13 protein-coding genes are annotated in these 19,605 nt (G+C 42.0%); 2 read left to right on the top strand and 11 right to left on the bottom strand.

Annotation, left to right across the window (positions count from 1 at the left end; translation table 11 throughout):
• The first annotated feature begins 12 nt into the window (after window positions 1-12).
• Window positions 13-1,257, top strand: a complete 1,245-nt coding sequence (locus tag MHB37_RS22970) for a response regulator (RefSeq protein WP_076193084.1) — start codon at window positions 13-15, stop codon at window positions 1,255-1,257.
• 18 nt (window positions 1,258-1,275) lie between these two features.
• Window positions 1,276-2,559, top strand: coding sequence for an ABC transporter substrate-binding protein (locus MHB37_RS22975; protein ID WP_076193082.1), 1,284 nt, complete (start codon window positions 1,276-1,278; stop codon window positions 2,557-2,559).
• A gap of 73 nt (window positions 2,560-2,632) precedes the next feature.
• On the opposite strand, the gene MHB37_RS22980 is transcribed toward MHB37_RS22975, so the two are convergent.
• The 11 genes from MHB37_RS22980 to adhE all read right to left on the bottom strand — a co-directional run bounded on the left by MHB37_RS22980 (window position 2,633) and on the right by adhE (window position 19,249).
• Complete coding sequence (locus tag MHB37_RS22980) at window positions 2,633-4,231, bottom strand: ABC transporter substrate-binding protein (RefSeq protein WP_076184178.1); 1,599 nt, start codon at window positions 4,229-4,231, stop codon at window positions 2,633-2,635.
• Window positions 4,232-4,325: 94 nt separating this feature from the next.
• Window positions 4,326-5,288, bottom strand: a complete 963-nt coding sequence (locus MHB37_RS22985) for a carbohydrate ABC transporter permease (RefSeq protein WP_081387086.1) — start codon at window positions 5,286-5,288, stop codon at window positions 4,326-4,328.
• A 15-nt stretch (window positions 5,289-5,303) separates the two neighbouring features.
• Window positions 5,304-6,281, bottom strand: a complete 978-nt coding sequence (locus tag MHB37_RS22990; protein ID WP_235219484.1) for a sugar ABC transporter permease — start codon at window positions 6,279-6,281, stop codon at window positions 5,304-5,306.
• A 539-nt stretch (window positions 6,282-6,820) separates the two neighbouring features.
• The gene (locus MHB37_RS22995) at window positions 6,821-7,612 is read right to left on the bottom strand and encodes a response regulator (protein ID WP_036682908.1); all 792 of its coding nucleotides are present in this window, start codon (window positions 7,610-7,612) and stop codon (window positions 6,821-6,823) included.
• Entirely contained in the window at window positions 7,590-9,443 is a 1,854-nt protein-coding gene (locus tag MHB37_RS23000; RefSeq protein WP_405168571.1) for a sensor histidine kinase, read from the bottom strand. Before MHB37_RS23000 ends, MHB37_RS22995 begins: the two co-directional genes overlap by 23 nt.
• Window positions 9,444-9,471: 28 nt before the next feature.
• A complete protein-coding gene (locus MHB37_RS23005) occupies window positions 9,472-10,302 on the bottom strand; it encodes a carbohydrate ABC transporter permease (protein WP_036682912.1) in 831 nt (276 codons plus the stop codon).
• Complete coding sequence (locus tag MHB37_RS23010; protein ID WP_036682917.1) at window positions 10,302-11,186, bottom strand: carbohydrate ABC transporter permease; 885 nt, start codon at window positions 11,184-11,186, stop codon at window positions 10,302-10,304. The genes MHB37_RS23005 and MHB37_RS23010 overlap by 1 nt, the downstream gene beginning before the upstream one ends.
• Window positions 11,187-11,314: 128 nt before the next feature.
• The gene (locus MHB37_RS23015) at window positions 11,315-12,721 is read right to left on the bottom strand and encodes an extracellular solute-binding protein (RefSeq protein WP_076129628.1); all 1,407 of its coding nucleotides are present in this window, start codon (window positions 12,719-12,721) and stop codon (window positions 11,315-11,317) included.
• A 435-nt stretch (window positions 12,722-13,156) separates the two neighbouring features.
• Window positions 13,157-13,894 carry a pyruvate formate-lyase-activating protein gene (gene pflA, locus MHB37_RS23020; protein WP_036682920.1) on the bottom strand — a complete coding sequence of 246 codons (738 nt, stop codon included), beginning with the start codon at window positions 13,892-13,894 and terminating at the stop codon, window positions 13,157-13,159.
• A 217-nt stretch (window positions 13,895-14,111) separates the two neighbouring features.
• Window positions 14,112-16,373, bottom strand: coding sequence for a formate C-acetyltransferase (gene pflB, locus MHB37_RS23025; protein ID WP_248548410.1), 2,262 nt, complete (start codon window positions 16,371-16,373; stop codon window positions 14,112-14,114).
• A 254-nt stretch (window positions 16,374-16,627) separates the two neighbouring features.
• Window positions 16,628-19,249 (bottom strand): bifunctional acetaldehyde-CoA/alcohol dehydrogenase, encoded by a 2,622-nt coding sequence (adhE, locus tag MHB37_RS23030; protein WP_036682925.1) that lies wholly within the window; start codon window positions 19,247-19,249, stop codon window positions 16,628-16,630.
• Between the last annotated feature and the right edge of the window lie 356 nt (window positions 19,250-19,605).

Raw genomic sequence — 19,605 nt, forward strand, 5'->3', positions numbered from 1 at the left:
GGGGGCACAACGATGAATGTGTTAATCGTGGACGATGAAAGTTTTGTTCGCCGTTCTCTGTCAGAAATGCTGGGAAGTGCGAATCACAACTTTAGCATTATTGGCTCGGCAGAGAACGGTTTAGAGGCTGTGCAATTGTTAAAAGAGCATATGGTTGATCTGGTGATATCCGATATCCGAATGCCCGGCATGGATGGGCTGGAACTCGCAAAGCATATCCATGAATGTTATCCAGACACTGAAACCGTGCTGCTCACAGGTTATCAGGACTTCACCTATGCCAGTCAAGCCATCCGTTATGGTGTAAAGGAATATTTGGTTAAACCAAATTCAGTAGAACATATTCTTGAAGTCGCAACAGGCGTATATGAACGTCTTCAATTGAAGAAACAGCAGAGGCAATTAACGCAGCTAAGAGAAAAAAACCTTCGGGAGAAACGCTTATCTGATCTTCTTTACGGCATCCCGTTACCCTATTTTGAAGAACAACTTATTCCTCCTTTTCATTCCTTTGTAGTCGTAACCGTAAACCATCTTGGAGTGGGCATGCCACAGAACTGGTCGGAACAAGCCATGTATGCAGCGGTTATAAATATATTAGAAGAATGTTTTGCGCTGTATGCCAACGTTGTTGGCATTCAAGAGGAGCAGGAAGCCATCATGCTATTATTCTATCCTCTTGAGCAGCCTAACCGCGTTGATGAGGTATTGACACAAGAGCTGCTGCATAAGCTATCGGGCATTCTGAAATCGCCATTCTGTGCAGGGGTCTCTAACCCTCACTATCAATTGGGGGCACTCGCAACCGCCTATCATGAGAGTCTGGAAGCTTGTCAGCAGGTCAAAAAAGAGAGTACGCCATCCGTTATCTTTTTCAGAGACCTCTCCATGCATTCGGCTTCTCCACAGCTCACTGAACAACTACAAGTAAAGGCAACGCGCAGGGTAATCTCTATGATGATTGAGGTTATGAATTCCCGGCTCCAAGAAAATCTCTCCCTCAAGATGATCGCAGACGAACTGTATATGAATCCTACCTATCTCGGCCGATTGTTTAAAGATGATGTAGGGGAACCATTCTCTAGCTTTCTTACCAAACTTCGTATTCAAAAAGCTACTGAATTATTAGAGAATGTTACTCTCAAGGTATATGAGGTTAGCGAATTAGTAGGCTTTAAGGATCCTGCGTATTTCAGCCTCATTTTTAAGAAATACATGGGGATGACTCCTCAGGAATTTCAGAAGCACAACAAATAAAGCAGAGGTGTGTTTCTCTTGAATGTAAATGGTAAGTTGATTACTGTCCTATTAACATTTGGCTTGTTACTTAATACAAGTGGTTGTCAGCTCTCCCCTTCCAAGGAAGATACCGCTTTACAAGACCCGATACAGCTGAACATCTGGCTCACTGCTGGATCAGGTCTTGAGTCGCTCATTGACCAGTATCAATCCCAGCATCCCGAGCTAGAGATTCATATTCAGACCTCCACCTCCACGCAGCTTCCAGCCAAGCTACAGACCTCATTCGCAGCTGGATACAGTTCGCCGGATGTGGCTGCCATTGATATTAGCTATTTGGATCGCTTCAAACAGTTTCCTGATTATTTTTATAATCTAAACACTTTTGATGCTGACAATCTGAAGGACCAATTTCTGAATTGGAAGTGGCAGGAGGTGCTGGGTAATGATTTTATTTTTGGATTACCAACGGAAATTGGTCCCTATGCCATGTTATATCGAACGGATATATTCGCATTATCAGGCCTCCCTACTAAACCAGAAGAAGTGGCTAAAGAAATCCAAACTTGGGATCAATTCCTTGAAGCGGGCACCAAAGTACAGGAGAGAACAGGAAAAGCTTTTGTAAATGACTTGGAGAACCTCTATCTCACCCTTCTACGTCAGTCCAAGCTTCAATATTACAGTCCCACAACACAAGAATTGATCCTCGACAATAATCCAGCGGTCAAACGAGCCTGGGACTTCTCAATTCAAGCCCTTAAGCTAAATCTGTCCGCCAGTATTGCAGTGGATACCCAACGCTGGGGTGCAGGCCTGCTCAACGGAGATTTTGCAGTCATGCTCTGTCCGGCTTGGATGATTGGTCATATCAAGAGCAGTGCTCCAACTGCCAGCGGTTTATGGAATGTAACACAAATCCCAGAAAACAGCGCTAATCGCGGAGGCTCCGTTCTGACCTTACCAAAGACAGGTAATCATCCTGATGAATCCTTTGCTCTTATTAAATGGCTAACCGAACCAACGCAGCAATTGGTTTCTTTCAAGGTACAAGGGGCTTTCCCTTCCACCCCCGAAATCTATGATGACCCAGAGATCCACGATCTGCACGATCCCTATTTTCCTAATTCAGAGCTTGGTCTGACCCTTTCGTCAGCAGCAAAAGCAGTAATTCCGACCTACTACGGCCCTCATCACGCTGACGTGGAGACAAGCATGCTCGAATACTTGACCAAAGCTGAAAAAGGCGAGCTAACTCCTGAACTGGCTTGGACCCTTGCTGTTCAAGCCGCAAAGCGAATAGACAGCTCCTTCCGCTAAGTACTATCATAAAAAGGCTCTCCCCGGCTAAATCAGCCTGCCGGGGAGAGCCTTTTTTGAATTCATTTTCGCTTTATTTTTGCGCAGCCAGGAAAGCATCCAGCTGTTTTTGTTTCTCTGCAATAATCTTATCGAGCCCTGCCTTTTTCAGCTTATCAGCATACTTAGTCAGTACGGTATCAGGATCAACAGAACCCGTATCCAAGCTGATGTCGTATTCATCCATTACAGCTTTACAAGCAGCCATTTCAGTCTTCATTGAGGAGGCATCGAAGTTGAAACCAAGCGCTACAGAGGCTTTACCTTTAGAGTTAAAGGCTTTGAATTGTTCCCATTTGTCTGGAGCTTCACTTTCCCACACGGGGTTCAGGAATTGACTTCCAAGCATCCAAGCTGCAGCCGTATTATAATCAGCTGTTTTATCTGTAGCTTTGATCGTATCACCACTTACGACTTCATAGTGCACACCTTTTATACCGAAAACAAGCAGATTGTTGATATCTTTATCTGTGTGCAGAATATCTAGCACCATCATGGCCCGGGCCGGATCACCAGAGGAAGCGGAGATCGCAAGCATAGATCCAGCAGCATCACTTGTAGAAATCGTTGGATCATTGAATGCAATTTGTTTCAGCTTGCCAATCAAGCCGGTAGCATTCGCCAGCTCACTATCTTTACCTGGTTTAAGCGATTGCACTGTCATAAAGACATTGCCAGCCTTCATTGCATCCTGAGTCGAATTTGTAGCAACAGCTGCGTCTTTGTTAATGTAACCTTTTTTCATATACTCACGAGTAAGTTTAATGATTTCTTTATAACGATCCATCTCAATCATCGATTGAATCTTAGTATCTGAGGAATCTTTAAGCAGAACACCAGGAATGGCAGCATCACCAAGTGTATCGTATTGTGCCATGTACTGTGAGTTAAAGGTCTCACCTTGTTTGAAATACAATGGAGTCAGGTCAGGTCTTTTCTCCTTCACTACTTTGAGAACTGCATCCAGATCTTGGATGGATTTCACATTTGACATATCGATGCCCAGTTCATCCGCAATATCGGAGCGATAGACAACCCCACCTTGTGCAGCCAGCTCCTTGTTTGTAGGAACAGCATAATTCACACCATTGATCGCTGAACCTTTTAAGAATTGTGGATCCAGATTTTTTAGAATTCCTTGGCCGTATTCATTTAGGAGATTACCATATTTGCCGCTATCGTCATTAATCGGGAGATAAGCGCCTTTAGCTGCATTCGTTACGTAGTTCTTCCATTGAGCTGTAAAGATGATATCGAATTTTTCCTGACTCGCAATTTTCAGATTGACATCATTGTCCCATGGACCCCAATCGATCGGTGCGATATCCAATTTGGCGTTGATTTTAGGTTCCAATAACTTATTGATTTCATCTTCTACAGCTTTTTCATCCTTTTGCACGGCACCGACATAAATTAACTTGACGGTATAAGGCTCCAATTCTTTTGCCGGTTCGGCAGTAGGATCCGCGGCTGGCTCATCCGTAGCAGCAGCATTGGTAGCGGTTGCATTTTCGCTTGGAGCAGGTGAAGCTGCTTCATTATTCCCGTTATTCCCACCGCAGCCTGCTAAACTAAGACTCAGTACCATCGTTAGCAATAGTGTCATTAGTGCGCTTTTTCTAACAGCTTTCATATACACCATAACCTCCCTCAAAATATTTATATATGCTGAATCGGCCGTTCACACCTTAGCATAAAGCGGCCGAATTAAGCCATTACAATCGTCCTTAACCTTTGACAGCACCCACGGTAAGCCCTTTAATAAAATACTTCTGGAAGAAGGAATATACAAACACGATAGGTCCGATACCAATAACAGCCATCGCCATTCTTACCGTTTCTGTTGGAATATTGATTTCTACACCCTGTGCAGCCAAGGCAGCCATCGCCTGAGGACTTGCTGTCAGGAATTGAACATTCAGCATCGTCTTATACATTAGGTATTGTAAATTGACATGACCTTCGGGTGAGATAAAGATCAAACTAAGGTACCAATCATTCCAATAGGCCAGGGTCTGAAACAAACCTACTGTAGCTAACACTGGCATAGACAAAGGCAAAATAATTTGAACGAAGATCCGGAATTCTGGTGCCCCATCGATCTTAGCAGATTCGATTAAAGCTGGCGGTATGGTATTGGCAAAAAAGGTCCGTAAGATGATAACAAAGAAAGCAGAAACCAGCAGCGGCATAATTAGAATCCATAACGTATCCTTCATATGCATCATGCGCGTGTAGACCAGATACCAAGGCACAAGGCCCCCATTAAACAACATTGTAAAAAACATAAAAAATGAGAAGAAATTACGATGTGGAAAATCTCCACGTGAGATAGGGTAAGCGTACATAGCCATAATGATAAGACTCAGAATCGTGCCCACCACAGTCACAAATAACGAAACGGAAGCTGCATCGATAATTTGCCAATAATCTTTTAACAGAAATTCATAAGAAGAAATATCCCACTTGTTAGGAAAAAAGCTGTAGCCGTTCTGGATAACGGAATTCTCGTCCGAAAACGATACAATAACTACGAGGATCAGCGGCACCACACAAATCGCTGTGTATATCCAAAAGAATATATTAATTAGCAAATTAGATATATTAGATATTTCATTGGGTTGTCTTTGCCGTTTTGTGCGCTTTCCTGTACGCCGTGACGACCCTAATGCTGTTTCTGTCTGGCTCAACACTCCCACCTCCCTTTAAAATAAAGCATCATCTTTACTGATTCGCCGCACTGCAAGATTCGCTAAGAAAATCAATAGAAATCCTACAACAGATTGAACGAGACCCGCGGCTGAAGACATTCCTATATCACCGATTGCGAGGAAGGTTTGATATACATATGTGTCGATAACCTGCGTCGTCGAGTATAACGCTCCTGCATTTCTCGTAACCTGAAAGAATAATCCGAAGTCTGCGTTAAAAATCCTACCTATCTGCAGCAGCGTCATTACTATAATAACTGGGCTGATTAGCGGCAGTGTGATTTTTCGAATCTGCTTCCATTTAGAAGCTCCATCAATTAGTGCAGCCTCATAATATTCATTATCTATTCCAATAATAGCGGCCATATAAATAACCGTTGTATACCCAATCTCTTTCCATATCTTCACAATTACTAGAATCCCAGGCCAATATTTGGACTGTGAATACCATTCGATAGGATCTACCCCAAAGAACGGGAGTAATGTCTTGTTCATGAACCCATGCTCTGCACTCAGAAAGCCGTATACTAAGTAACTTACGACGACCCAAGAGAGAAAATAAGGGAGAAACATAGCGCTTTGATGGAATTTCGATAGCCATCTGCTGCGCATTTCGTTAAACATAATTGCGAAAGCCAGCGAAAAAAATAGCGTCAGTATAATAAACGCTGTATTATACAATAACGTATTCCTCGTAATGATCCAGGCCGTCTCCGTCGAGATTAAATATTTAAAGTTCGCTAACCCGACCCAATCACTACCCAGAATCCCTTTTTGGTAATTGATATCCTTAAATGCAATTACCGTCCCTAACATCGGTATGTAATTATTGATGATTAGAATCACTATCGCAGGTAACATCATCAAATAGAACACCCAATATTTCTTCATTACTCTAAGAAAATTCGGCGTTCTTCCCCTGCCTGGTTTCTTTACTTCTGACAAGCTGACGGAAGGATTCGTCACACTCATTTTTGGTTCCCCCATTCTCCATCATCCCATTCTTAAGCCCCAATTACTCTTGCTTGCCTAACGTTTTGTGTATCCTCCTTACACTCTAATTAAAACATATGATAATTTATGGGAGTATAGGGAACATATTATATTTCTATAAAAAAAGAGACGATTATCCTCGAAAATCGAGGAAAACCATCTCTTCAGCCTCTATATAGAGGCAAAAAATTTAATTAATCATAGCTTATGTACCTTAATCGCATTTATCACAGCCAAAGGCTGGTTGATAATTCCTGCCTTAAATTAACTAGGCAATCAGTCCTTGTGTTCCCAGAGAGGCCCACATCCGTAGGTGTGGGACGGCCCCTATACTACGAAGAGGGGGGAGGGAGAAGGAACGGAGAGGAAGTTTGGAACTGTAGGAGCGTAGCGTTCGCCTTTATCCTCGGATTTCAACCGCTAATAGCGGTATCTAATCAAGAAATCTGAGGATAACAGCGACCGGAAGTCCAAACATTCCTTGGAGCGACGCTAACCTCACCACTCAGCAGCTAACCTCACTGCACTTCGGTCCGGCATCGGTCGCGATACTCCTTAGGCGACATCCCTGTCTGCTTCTGAAATACCTTGGTAAAATAACGCCGCTCCTGATAGCCAACTCCCGAGCCAATCATCGTAATACTCTTATCGCTGTTAGTTAGCATAAACTTAGCAGCTTCAATTCGTTGTAGGGTCACGTATTCCACGAAAGTCATAGCAAAACGATTCTTAAACAAGAGACAGAAATAACTGCCACTAATCCCGATCTTATTCGCCACTTCCTCAATCCCAATATCAGAATGGAGATGTTCTGTGATGTACTTAGCTGCTTGGTTCATCAGCTGATCCGGTGTTTTTTTGCCAGAATCATCTTCACCTTCAGGGATTTCCTGAAAAATTGGAATGCTATTATACAGTTTATTCTTAAACTGCTTACTACGGATCTTAGCCCCAATCTCCCGTACCTTATTGCCAAGCTCTTCATAATGTATCGGCTTACAAATATACTCTTTAACACCTAGCCGAATCGCTTCCCGTGCATAATCAAACTCCTGATATCCGGTAAGAAGCAGCACCTCGCTATCCAATCCCATCTCCCGCAACTTACCGATAAAAGTTAACCCGTCCATCACTGGCATACGGATGTCACATAACACAAGATCAGGCTGTTTCTCCTCGGCAATACGCAAAGCATCCATTCCGCTTCGCGCCATACCGACAACCTCCATCCCCATCTCCTGCCAAGGCAACACCCTGTTCAGATTATTCAGAATTGGGGCTTCGTCATCAACCAATAATACTTTTAGCATAATGATCTTCCCCCTGCTCGTATTTAGGTATGACACATTGGATAATAGTACCATGACCTGGACTAGAACAGATAAATATTCCGTACCTGTCACCGTATTCAATGCGGATGCGATCTGCTACACTGCGAATACCAAGACCTCTGCGTTCAAGATTCATCCGGTTATCCCGTTCAGCCTTAACTTCTTGCTCCACAGGATCATTCACAATATATTGAAAAATAGCCAACTGAGAAGGTGTAATACCAATACCATTATCTTCAATACGTAAAATCAAATCCCCCTGCTTCTCCCAAACCTTCACAGAAACATGACCTTTGTAATCAATGCCCTCAAATCCATGTTGAATGCTGTTCTCTACAAGCGGTTGTAAAGTGAGTTTAAGGATACCGCAACTCATCAATTCATTCGGAATATCGATCTCGTATTCGAACAAATCTTCAAAGCGGAATTTTTGTATATCCAAATAATTGCGTAAATGTTTAACTTCTTCATCCAGTGTAATCTCTTCCCGATCCTGAATGCTGATTCGCAAAATACTGGCCAGCCTGTAGACCATCTCACTAACTTTTTTGCCTTCATTCTGTATAGCGAGAACATTGATTGATTCTAATGTATTGAATAAAAAATGTGGTTTAATCTGTGCCTGCAGAACACGCATCTCAGCTTGATTCTTGCGACGCTGCTCCACATGAATTCTGTTAAACAACCCATTGATTTTATCCATAAGATCATTAAAACCCTTAGCAAGCAGCGTTAACTCATCATTTCCTTTAACTTCTACCCTAGTGGTCAGATCTCCGTCTTCAACCCGGCGCATAAAACGAACAATGACAGCGATGCCGCCGGTAATCCGGTTCATAAAAAATAAATTGAAGATCACAGCTGCCAATAAGCAAAGGAAAATCACAGCGACGAACCAGCGAGCAAATACTGTAACTTCATGAGACAACGTATTCCAAGAAGTCACAGATACCAGACTCCATGGATAGTCCTTCAAGTGATACATGGAAAGAATGCTTTTCTCCCCGTTGTACTCTGTTTTGAAACTCTGAAACCCTTTTTTAAAGGTAATCTCTTTATCCGCGAAAGACTGGAAGTCCTGTCCATCCAGCTTTTGATCTGGGTCAAAAAGAATCATTCCATCATCATTTACAAGCATAAAGGAAACATCCTGATTGCTATCCCCAATTTTTAGATTGCGAAATATGGATTCGAACTCCCAATTCTTGATCTGCACAACTAGGATACCTATGTTTTGAAAGAAGCTCAATTCCTTCACTAGCCGAATTTGTGTAAACACAGGTTCAGTACCCGTAAGCTCGGGATACTCGTGAGGAGCCAGCCATTTCGGCACACCATTCAAGTCCATAACTTCCTGGTACAGATCACTTTTTTTGAATGTATCATAGGGTAGCGTTCGGAAATTTTCCTTGTTAAAAAGCGACACGATTTCAGAGTTACCTCTACCGTTAAAATTGTACAAAAATGCATAGCTGATCGATGGATGATTAAACAACAGACTACGGAAATTGCGCTGGCTCGCATTCAGATTCAGTTGCTCAGCATCAGTCAAATCCTGGTTGTTAGGATCATCTGCACTAAGGGCCATATGAAATACCGAGGTAGCAATTCCGTTGTCTGTAACGTTATCCATATCTTTTAATACATTAGAAATACTGTAGCTAATCGCTTTAAGTGAGTATTCCGACTGCTGACTGTACTTTTTCTCAATAGAATTATAAGTCACAAAAAACATAAGCATGCCTAGAATAAATAAAGGAATGATAATCAGGCCCAAAAATGCCGTAAATAATTTATAGCGCAAATTCATCGGCTAGTGCTCCTGACTGAGAATAAAGTTATCCTTTTACGCCGCCCGCTGTTACACCTTCAATAATCTTCTCCTGCAGAATAGCATAAATGATAATTACCGGCAGGACGCTGAAGACGATACCGGCTGACATTTGTGCATAGTTCATCTGGTATTGATCACGGAATTGGACCATACCTACTGGAAGCGTTCGCAGCTCGTCATTCGACAGGAAGTAGTTAGCTAGCAAGAACTCGTTCCAATTTCCCAGGAAATTAACAATGAATACAGTAACCATAGCCGGAACCGTTAGAGGTACAATAATTCTAGCAAAGATACCCGGTGCCTTCAAGCCATCCATGACCGCAGCTTCTTCTATTTCTCTAGGTAAATTTCGCATAAATGCTGCTAAAATAATGATGGTAAATGGAATCGCATTGGCGATATAAGGAATGATCAACGCCCAGTGGGTGTTCAGTATTCCTAACTTACGTACAATCGTATAAATCGGCAGCATTAAAGCATTATTCGGAATGAGCATTCCCACTAAAACCAGTGAGAACAAAATAGTATTCCATTTCCCCTGACGCATCCGTGTAACCGCAAAAGCAAACATAGACGCAAGCAGAATGGACACTACAGAGGCAAGGATCGAAATGTACAAACTGTTGAAAAAGTAAGTACTGATCTTGGCATTTACCCAAGCTTCCACGTAGTTGTTGAAGACGAATTCCTTTGGAATACCGAAAGGATTAAGCGCAATCTCATTGTTATCCTTTTTCACAGAAGAGAATAATACGAATAGGAAAGGAAACAGGATCACTAACAAATAGAATAAAAGGGCAATATGTGGCAGACTCTTTTTCAGGGCGCGTGGCATCAGTATTCAATCCTTTCTGTACGACGTGCAATCAGCAGCTGATAAAGGACTGTAACCACCAGTGTAAACGCAAAGATCAGGACAGCGATGGCATTTCCGTATCCATACTTAAAGTTCGTGATCGCATATTTAATCATGTATGTTGCCATTACATCGGTTGAACCTGCAGGTCCCCCCTTAGTCATAACGATGACGATATCCGCAGCTTTCATTGCTCCAGCAATGGATAGCATAATTACAACCGAGATGATCGGTACGATTAGTGGAAGCGTGATACGAGTAGCGCGTTGAAATCCAGTTGCGCCGTCAATGGCTGCAGCTTCATCCAATTCACCAGGAATAGCTAGAATCGCCGCTAGGACCATAACGATATAAAATCCAGTCCACTGCCAAGCATTCGTCAACAAAATAGAAAGCATTGCAAATCTTTCATCTGACAGCCAGTAAATAGGATTAATTCCTACTAGACTAAGGAGCTTATTAAAAAGTCCAATGTTGGGCTCATAGATAAACCCCCAGAGAATACCGATAACCGCTGTAGACATAATGGAAGGCATAAAGACTGCTGTCTTATATAAGCCCTTTAACTTCTTCACATTAGAAATTAATAACGAGAAGAATACGATCAACGGTACCTGTATACATACGGAGAAAAGAATAAACCAACCGTTGTTTTTAACGGATATCCAGAATCGTTCATCTCCTAGTGCTTTCTCATAATTACTTAATCCGGCTGATTTAACCGTCTCCGATACACCGTTCCAACTAGTAAAGCTGTAATAAATAGAACTAAAAATGGGGTAAATGAAAAACATCGTGAACAATATCAATGCTGGAAGAACGAAAAGGAAAAATACCACTGGATTTCTTAATGCTTTATTCATGACTACCTCCGGTTGCTTTGACATCTGGCGAATAGTGAATGCTTCAGATCAAGTGCAAACACATATTTTCTTTGATTTTAAAAATGTACCCTGGATTTAGCACCAGGGTACATTCAGTTTGCAGCTATTTATTCAACTGCTGCGTTTGCTTCTTCTTGTACCTTTTGCAAAGCTTCGCCCATTTTCTCAGGAGTCGTCTGATCGCCAATCAGTTTTTGAATTTGAATGTTACTGATTTCTGTAGTTACATCAGCTTGAACAAGAGAGTCAAATGCTGGGAACGAAGATTGTGAGTTGTTAAGTACACCTACGATTTCGCTCATCAGATCATCAGTAATATTCTCATTCAATACGTTTTGGTCAATCTTCATTGCTGGCAATACACCATCTTCAACAAGTCCGCGCAATTGCATTTCTTCATTAAATAAGTTTTTAATAAAAGATTTCACAGCAGCCAATTGACGTGGATCTTTCTCAGCAGATGCAGAGAAACCATAACCATTGTTCACATCGCGCATCAATGCAGTTTGGTCACCCGCTCCGCCTTCAACTGCTGGGATGTTGAAGAATCCAACTTTACCAATCAAACCTTCGCCAGATTGGCCCGTTTTAAATACGGAGGATTTCCAAGTACCATCATACAGCAGGATCGCTTCACCACTAGTGAATTGTGTTGTGTATTCAGCATATTCAAAGCCAAGTTCGCCTTTTTTGAAGTAGCCTTTATCAACCCATTCTTTGTATTTCGCAAATCCTTTTACTACATTTGGATCAGACCATTTAGCTTCGCCTGTTGCAAATTTAGCAGTTACATCCGGACCTGCATAACGTGACCACAGGTGGTTAGCTAACATAAGTGGTACCCAACCAGCTTTGGATGCACCAGCCAAAGGTACTTTTCCATCAGCCTTGATATCAGCCAATTGTTGTTCCAATTCAGCAAATGTTGTTGGAGCCTTCCAGCCCTTGCTTGTATAGTATTCTTTGTTATAGAAGAAACCTTCACCAGAACCACCGATAGGCAATCCATAGATTTTTCCTTCATAAGTGAAAGGATCTAGATTTGAGAATTTATCCTTAATTCCAAGTTCCTCAAGAATTGGAGTCAGGTCAAGTAATTTACCTTCTTTAGCATAGATCTTGGAGTCAGGGCTGCCGAACAGATCGAAGATTTCCGGTGGATTACCCGCAGCCATTTCACCACGCAATTTTTCTTTACGGTTTACATCTGAATCTACCCCATCGAGTTTAAAGGTCAGACCCGGTACATCCTCTTGTACTTTGTTAACTACTTCTTCGAGAATAGCCAGACGTTTCTGCTTGTCTGCACCGATTTGAGTGTGACGAATCGTCATTTCAAATGGCTCGTTATTTACCGGTTCTTCTGTTGCTGGAGCATTTGTAGCGGCTGAGTTAGTCGCGGTAGCGTTTCCATCTCCTTTGTTAGAAGACGCATTGTTGTTGCCTCCGCAACCAGTCAGTAAAGCTGATGATACGAAAATCAGGGACAATAGCAAAGTCATACTTTTTTTCATTTCTTGTGACCCTCCCTATATATTGATGTGCTTTACACTTCTTATTATAGAAAACAGACTTCATTATCGTAAGGTTAAGATTCATCCACTATAGGGATAAAAATCTCTAATGTAAGCGGAATCAACTACATGATAAGTTATATTTTATAACATCAAAATGTTAAATCGCTTTATTCATTTGTTTTTCTCATCACAAAAGTTTGTTTTTCTTTAAAACATTTAATTAAAATATTAAATTAGTCATATTACCTGACATATTTATTTATTATCTACCCCATAAACCACGTGTAACTATAGCATGTCTTTATTAGGAATAATATAAAATTCCCCCTCAGAGGAGCTTTAACCCCTCCCTTTTTACTTCCTCATAACAAAAAACCGCACCTTCAGTGATCAACCACTGAGGGTACGGTCTCTCTTAAAAATAAATATCTATTATACCAATGCCGTTTGCTTACGACCTTCTTCGACCAAGCGATATGCCCGTTGCACTTCTTCTTCTGTTGGAGAAGGTACTCCATCCAGTTCATAAGCTTTGCCGAGCATTTCCCATTTATAGATACCCATCTGATGATAAGGTAAGATTTCGAATTTCTCGACGCCATTTAAGGTTCCAATATAACGACCTAAGTTAATGAGATCCTCTTCACGATCATGAATACCAGGAACATATACATGTCGGATCCACATCTTACGATTATGGTCTGAGAGCCAGCGTGCAAGCTTCAAAGTTCGATCATTGGATTTACCGGTTAATTTGATATGCGCTTCTTCATCAATATGCTTCAGATCAAGCATAACCAAATCTGTTACATCCAATAAGTCATTAATCTTGTCACCTTCGTTGTAACCATTACTGTCTAATGTGGTATGCAGATTCCAACGCTTCTTCACTTCCGTGAATAACTGCTTTACAAATTGCGCCTGCAAGGTTGGTTCTCCACCGGATACAGTTAACCCGCCACCGGATGAACGATAGTAGTTTATATATGGCTCGATCTCCGAAAGTACTTCTTCTAGAGTCATTTCTTTACCTTCATCTAAAGCCCAGGTATCAGGGTTATGGCAATACTGACATTTCAGCAAGCAGCCTTGCATAAATAAGACAAATCGAATACCAGGTCCATCAACGGTTCCAAAGGTTTCCAAAGAGTGTATGCGACCTTTAATCATAGGATGTCATCCTTTCGCCACGACAGACTAACAGTCCCTTTTTCAACGATGAAGATCCCTGTCCTTGAGACTGTCATATCCCTATATCGCGGCAATAAAATTTAAAATTTTAACAATTCTCAAACAAGATATTACCGCCCTTGAGACAAGGGCGGTATCTTCCTTGCAATTATTTCAATAGTAGTACTAATTCAAAGATCTTCATGACAGGAACAAATTACATCGAACCGTGGAATGTACGGTTGATTACATCCATTTGTTGTTCACGAGTCAGCTTGATGAAGTTAACTGCATAACCGGATACACGGATAGTCAATTGTGGATAGTTCTCTGGGTGCTCCATAGCGTCCATCAGCTGTTCACGGTTAAATACGTTAACATTCAAATGCTGAGCGTTGTTATGGAAGTATCCATCCATCATGTGTACCAGGTTAGACTTACGGGAATCCTCGTCTTTACCAAGTGCCTTAGGTACGATGGAGAACGTATTAGAGATACCATCTTGTGCATCGGAGTAAGGCAGTTTAGCTACAGAGTTCAGGGAAGCCAAGGCGCCTTTCTTGTCACGTCCGTGCATTGGGTTAGCACCTGGTGCGAAAGGTTCACCTTTCTTACGTCCGTCAGGTGTAGTACCTGTCTTCTTACCGTACACTACATTCGAAGTAATGGTCAGTACCGATTGAGTCGGTACAGAATCACGATATGTTTTGTTTTTACGGATCATAGTCATGAAGGTTTCAACCAATTCTACTGCGATGCTGTCTACAGCATCGTCATTGTTACCGTAGCAAGGGAATTCGCCTTCGGTTTCGAAGTCGATCGCAATACCTTGTTCGTTACGAATAGGTTTTACTTTGGCGTATTTAATTGCGCTTAGTGAGTCAGCTGCAACGGACAGCCCAGCAATACCACAAGCCATCGTACGCAGAATGTCACGGTCATGCAGCGCCATTTCGATACGTTCGTAAGAATATTTGTCATGCATATAGTGAATGATGTTCAAAGTGTTAACATAAGTCTTAGCCAACCACTCCATCATCGGTTTGAAACGTTTCATTACTTCGTCATAATCCAGATATTCAGAAGTGATCGCTGGGAATTCCGGTCCAACTTGTGCTCCGGATTTTTCGTCTATACCACCATTGATAGCATACAGCAATGCTTTTGCCAGGTTGGCACGAGCGCCGAAGAACTGCATTTGTTTACCGATACGCATTGGAGATACGCAGCAAGCAATCGCATAATCTTCACCCCAGTATGGACGCATTACATCGTCATTTTCATACTGAATTGCACTAGTTTCGATGGAAACCTTAGCACAATATTTTTTGAAGGCTTCAGGCAATTTTTCGGACCACAGTACAGTTAAGTTTGGTTCCGGAGCTGGACCCAAGTTGTACAGGGTGTTCAAGAAACGGAAGCTGTTCTTAGTAACACGAGTTGTTCCGTCTTCAGCCATACCACCGATGGATTCAGTTACCCATGTTGGGTCGCCGGAGAACAGATCATTATAGTCAGGTGTACGCAAGAATTTCACGATACGCAGTTTCATTACGAAATGATCGACGATTTCTTGTACTTGTTCTTCAGTCAAAGTACCTTCAGCAATATCGCGTTCTGCATAGATGTCCAGGAAAGAGGACACACGGCCCAGGGACATCGCCGCACCATTTTGCTCTTTAACTGCTGCCAGATATCCGAAGTATACCCATTGAGTAGCTTCTTTGAAGTTGGTCGCCGGTCTGGAAATATCCATACCATGAGCAGCTGCCATTTCTTTCAATTCGCCAAGTGCACGAATTTGCTCAGACAGCTCTTCACGCAAACGAATGATATCTTCAGTCATGGAATCTACTTCAAGCTCAGTTTGTTGTTGTTTTTTGTCTTTAATGAGGAAATCAATACCGTACAGAGCAATGCGGCGGTAGTCGCCGATGATGCGTCCGCGGCCGTAAGCATCAGGAAGACCTGTAATTACGCCGGATTTACGCACAGCTCTCATGTCTGGTGTATATGCATCAAATACGCCTTGGTTATGCGTTTTGCGAATGTTCGTAAACATGTCAACGATGTTTTGTGGAAGCTCGAAGCCATAAGCCTTCGTAGCATCAACCATCATCTTGATCCCGCCGAATGGCTGGATGGAACGTTTGAAAGGAGCATCAGTCTGTACGCCTACAATTTGTTCCTTGTCCTTGTCAATGTAGCCTGGAGCATGTGAAGTGATTGTGGAGACAGTATCTAGGGAAACATCCCATACGCCGCCTCTTTCTCTTTCTTCCTTGCTCAATTGGGAAATAATCTTCCACAGTTCAGTTGTGTTACTAGTAGGTCCTACGAGGAATTCTTCGTTTCCTTCATAAGGCTTAATGTTGCTTGCGATAAAGTTGTTAACGTCAACTTTTCTGGACCATTTACCTTTTGCAAAACTTCTCCAACCGGATTTCACTTCTTGTACATCTTTTTCAATCACCGACATGCTAAATCCCTCCATCTATATTTATATTATATTTGTAGAGATCGCGGGCTTGAAGGTTGATCCCGTGTCTCGTGATCCCAAGAAAAACATGGTTGTTCGAAAATTCACAATCATTGTTCCATATATGGGACCGTTGTTTATATAAACATTTTAGTTTATTTTCTATAAATAGACTGTGACAAATATCACCTTTCGGGTGATATTTGTCACTTATATCTAATCCACAACCATCCTATTATCTACTTAACCAAATATTAATTATCAAATCTTCCGTAGAAAGCATTACGGTATACATCTGCAAGTTCAGATACCAGTGGCAGCTTAGGATTGGCAGTTGTACATTGATCTTCAAATGCACGGTCAGCCAAGTAATCTACATGGGATTCAAAATCCTTAGGATCAAAGCCCAATTGTTGGAAGGATTCTTCGATACCCAGTTTTTTGTTCATGTCGCGAATAGCATTGATCAGGCTAGTTACACCTTCTTCAGTTGTGCGAGCTGGCAATCCCAGAATACGGGCGATTTCTGCATAACGCTCGTCAGCTACGAAGTGTGAATATTTAGGGAACGAAGCGAACTTCGTAGGTTTCTTAGCATTGTAACGAATAACGTGTGGCATAAGGATCGCATTAGTACGACCATGAGCAGTGTGATATTGACCGCCCCATTTATGCGCCAAGCTGTGGTTAATACCCAGGAAAGCATTAGCAAAGGCCATACCAGCAAGTGTTGATGCGTTATGCATTTTTTCACGGGCAACTCTGTCGCCTTCAAGAGCCGATTTTTCAAGGTATTGGAATACCAATTGGATTGCTTTAATTGCCAGACCATCCGTGTAGTCACTCGCCATAACAGATACATAAGCTTCGATGGCATGTGTCAATACGTCCATACCTGTATCAGCTACAGCAGTTTTTGGCAAGCTATATACGAACTCTGGATCAATGATAGCTACGTCTGGAGTTAGCTCGTAGTCAGCCAAAGGATATTTAGTGTGTTGTTCAGTTGTTTTATCGGTAATAACTGCGAAAGATGTTACTTCCGAACCCGTACCCGAAGTAGTTGGAATCGCTACAAACTTAGCTTTGTTTCCAAGTTTAGGGAATTTGTAAACCCGTTTACGGATATCCATGAATTTTTGTTTCAGACCGTTAAAGTCTGCGTCTGGATGTTCATAGAATAACCACATTCCTTTTGCAGCATCCATTGGGGAACCACCGCCAAGTGCGATGATGCAGTCCGGTTGGAATCTGTTCATCATTGCTGTACCTTTTTCAACTGTAGTTGTCGATGGATCTGGTTCAACTTCCGAGAACACTTCGATCGCTACAGGAGTTTGGCGTTGACGCAGGTAATGTTCAACTCTCTCCACATATCCAAGCTTAACCATCATTGGGTCAGTGATAATTGCGACACGTGTGATATCAGGCATTTTGGTCAGGTACTGAGTAGCGCCTTTTTCGAAATAGATCTTGTCAGGTACTTTAAACCATTGCATATTCACGGTACGACGATTCACCCTTTTCACGTTGATCAAATTGATTGCTGTAACGTTTTGCGACACGGAGTTACGACCATAAGATCCGCAGCCCAGCGTCAACGAAGGGATGTTAGTGTTATAGATATCGCCGATCGCACCATGAGTGGAAGGCGAGTTAACAAGAATACGTCCTGTTTGCAGACGGTTGGAGAACTTCATGATTACTTCTTCGTTGTTGGAGTGGATAGCCGAACTATGGCCCATACCACCAAATTCAACAACTTGTGCTGCGCGTTCAATACCTTGATCTGCGTTTTTAACTTTGTAGCAAGCAAGCACAGGACTCAATTTTTCAGCGGACAATGGATATTTAGTGCCTACACCTTCAAGTTCTGCTACCAGAATCTTAGTGCCGGCAGGAACTTGAATGCCGCACATTTCAGCAATTTTCACTGCGGATTGTCCTACGATTGCTGGGTTAACTGCACATTTATCAACGTTCATAGCGCCGCTAGTCAGTTTGGCAGCTTCTTCTTTGTTAACAAAGTAGCAGCCATTAGCGATCATTTTCTTTTTCACTTGATCGAAGATTGGTTCTTCGATAATAACAGCTTGCTCGGAAGCACAGATCATACCATTATCAAATGTTTTGGAAAGAATGATGTCCGTTACGGCTTGATCGATATCCGCGCTCTTTTCGATGAATGCAGGTACGTTACCAGGACCTACGCCAAGAGCTGGTTTACCACAGCTATAAGCTGCTTTTACCATTGCAGAACCGCCAGTTGCAAGAATAAGTGCAACGTCAGGGTTATTCATCAAAGCGTTTGTTTTGTCCATCGTTGGCATTTCAATCCATTGGATACAATTCTCAGGTGCGCCAGCTTTTACAGCCGCATCATGAAGAATTCTAGCAGCTGCTGCACTACACTCTTGCGCAGATGGGTGGAAACCGAATATAATAGGGTTCCGTGTCTTAATCGAAATCAACGCTTTAAACATCGTGGTGGATGTAGGGTTGGTTACCGGTGTGATACCCATTACAATTCCGACGGGCTCAGCAATTTTTTGGAAGCTTTCATAAGCATTGTCTTCAATAACGCCTACTGTTTTATCGTATTTAATTCCGTGCCAGATATATTCTGTCGAGAAGATGTTTTTAGTAATTTTGTCTTCGTAAACCCCGCGGCCAGTTTCTTCTACAGCCAATTTAGCGAGGTACATATGTTTGTCGAGTCCAGCCAACGCCATTGCATGAACGATTGTGTCAACTTGCTCTTGATCCAGCGCCATGAATGCCTCATGTGCTTTTTTCGCTTTATCCACCAAAGTCTGAATATACTCTTCAGCGGTAGTTTGTTTAACTTGGGCGGCGACTTCGTTCTTAACTGCCATCTCCCTCGTCCTCCTGTCAATTTTTAGGTTGTTTTTCTCTACACATTTATCTTATCACATCATTTCCACCTTGTATAGTGAAATCTTTCACAAAGTATAAAGTTTTTTTGATTTGTTTTCAAAGCGCTTTCATTCGATCATATTATAGGTTTTTTACCATTATTTATGCTGTATTATTCCTTAAATCTAAAGTTTATGTTTAAAAAGACAAGAACCGATACCCATTTTCTACCTTTCCGCTCGCAAAAATATTTTAAAAATGCAAATCTAATTTTTGTTGACACTCTATTTTTCTCATGACCCTCTAAAAAATAGTCGGAAGCCATCTGTCGTGTTGATTTATAAAAATATCAATA

The organism is Paenibacillus sp. FSL H3-0286, from assembly GCF_045040705.1.
Lineage (GTDB): Bacteria > Bacillota > Bacilli > Paenibacillales > Paenibacillaceae > Paenibacillus_AQ > Paenibacillus_AQ odorifer.

Bases quoted from the DNA above. Each gene is read 5' to 3' on its own strand.
- MHB37_RS22970 (WP_076193084.1), top strand. From the start codon at position 13: ATGAATGTGTTAATCGTGGACGATGAAAGTTTTGTTCGCCGTTCTCTG.
- MHB37_RS22980 (WP_076184178.1), bottom strand. From the start codon at position 4,231: ATGAAAGCTGTTAGAAAAAGCGCACTAATGACACTATTGCTAACGATG.
- MHB37_RS22990 (WP_235219484.1), bottom strand. From the start codon at position 6,281: ATGAGTGTGACGAATCCTTCCGTCAGCTTGTCAGAAGTAAAGAAACCA.
- MHB37_RS22995 (WP_036682908.1), bottom strand. From the start codon at position 7,612: ATGCTAAAAGTATTATTGGTTGATGACGAAGCCCCAATTCTGAATAAT.
- MHB37_RS23000 (WP_405168571.1), bottom strand. From the start codon at position 9,443: ATGAATTTGCGCTATAAATTATTTACGGCATTTTTGGGCCTGATTATC.
- MHB37_RS23005 (WP_036682912.1), bottom strand. From the start codon at position 10,302: ATGCCACGCGCCCTGAAAAAGAGTCTGCCACATATTGCCCTTTTATTC.
- MHB37_RS23010 (WP_036682917.1), bottom strand. From the start codon at position 11,186: ATGAATAAAGCATTAAGAAATCCAGTGGTATTTTTCCTTTTCGTTCTT.
- MHB37_RS23015 (WP_076129628.1), bottom strand. From the start codon at position 12,721: ATGAAAAAAAGTATGACTTTGCTATTGTCCCTGATTTTCGTATCATCA.
- pflA (WP_036682920.1), bottom strand. From the start codon at position 13,894: ATGATTAAAGGTCGCATACACTCTTTGGAAACCTTTGGAACCGTTGAT.
- pflB (WP_248548410.1), bottom strand. From the start codon at position 16,373: ATGTCGGTGATTGAAAAAGATGTACAAGAAGTGAAATCCGGTTGGAGA.
- adhE (WP_036682925.1), bottom strand. From the start codon at position 19,249: ATGGCAGTTAAGAACGAAGTCGCCGCCCAAGTTAAACAAACTACCGCT.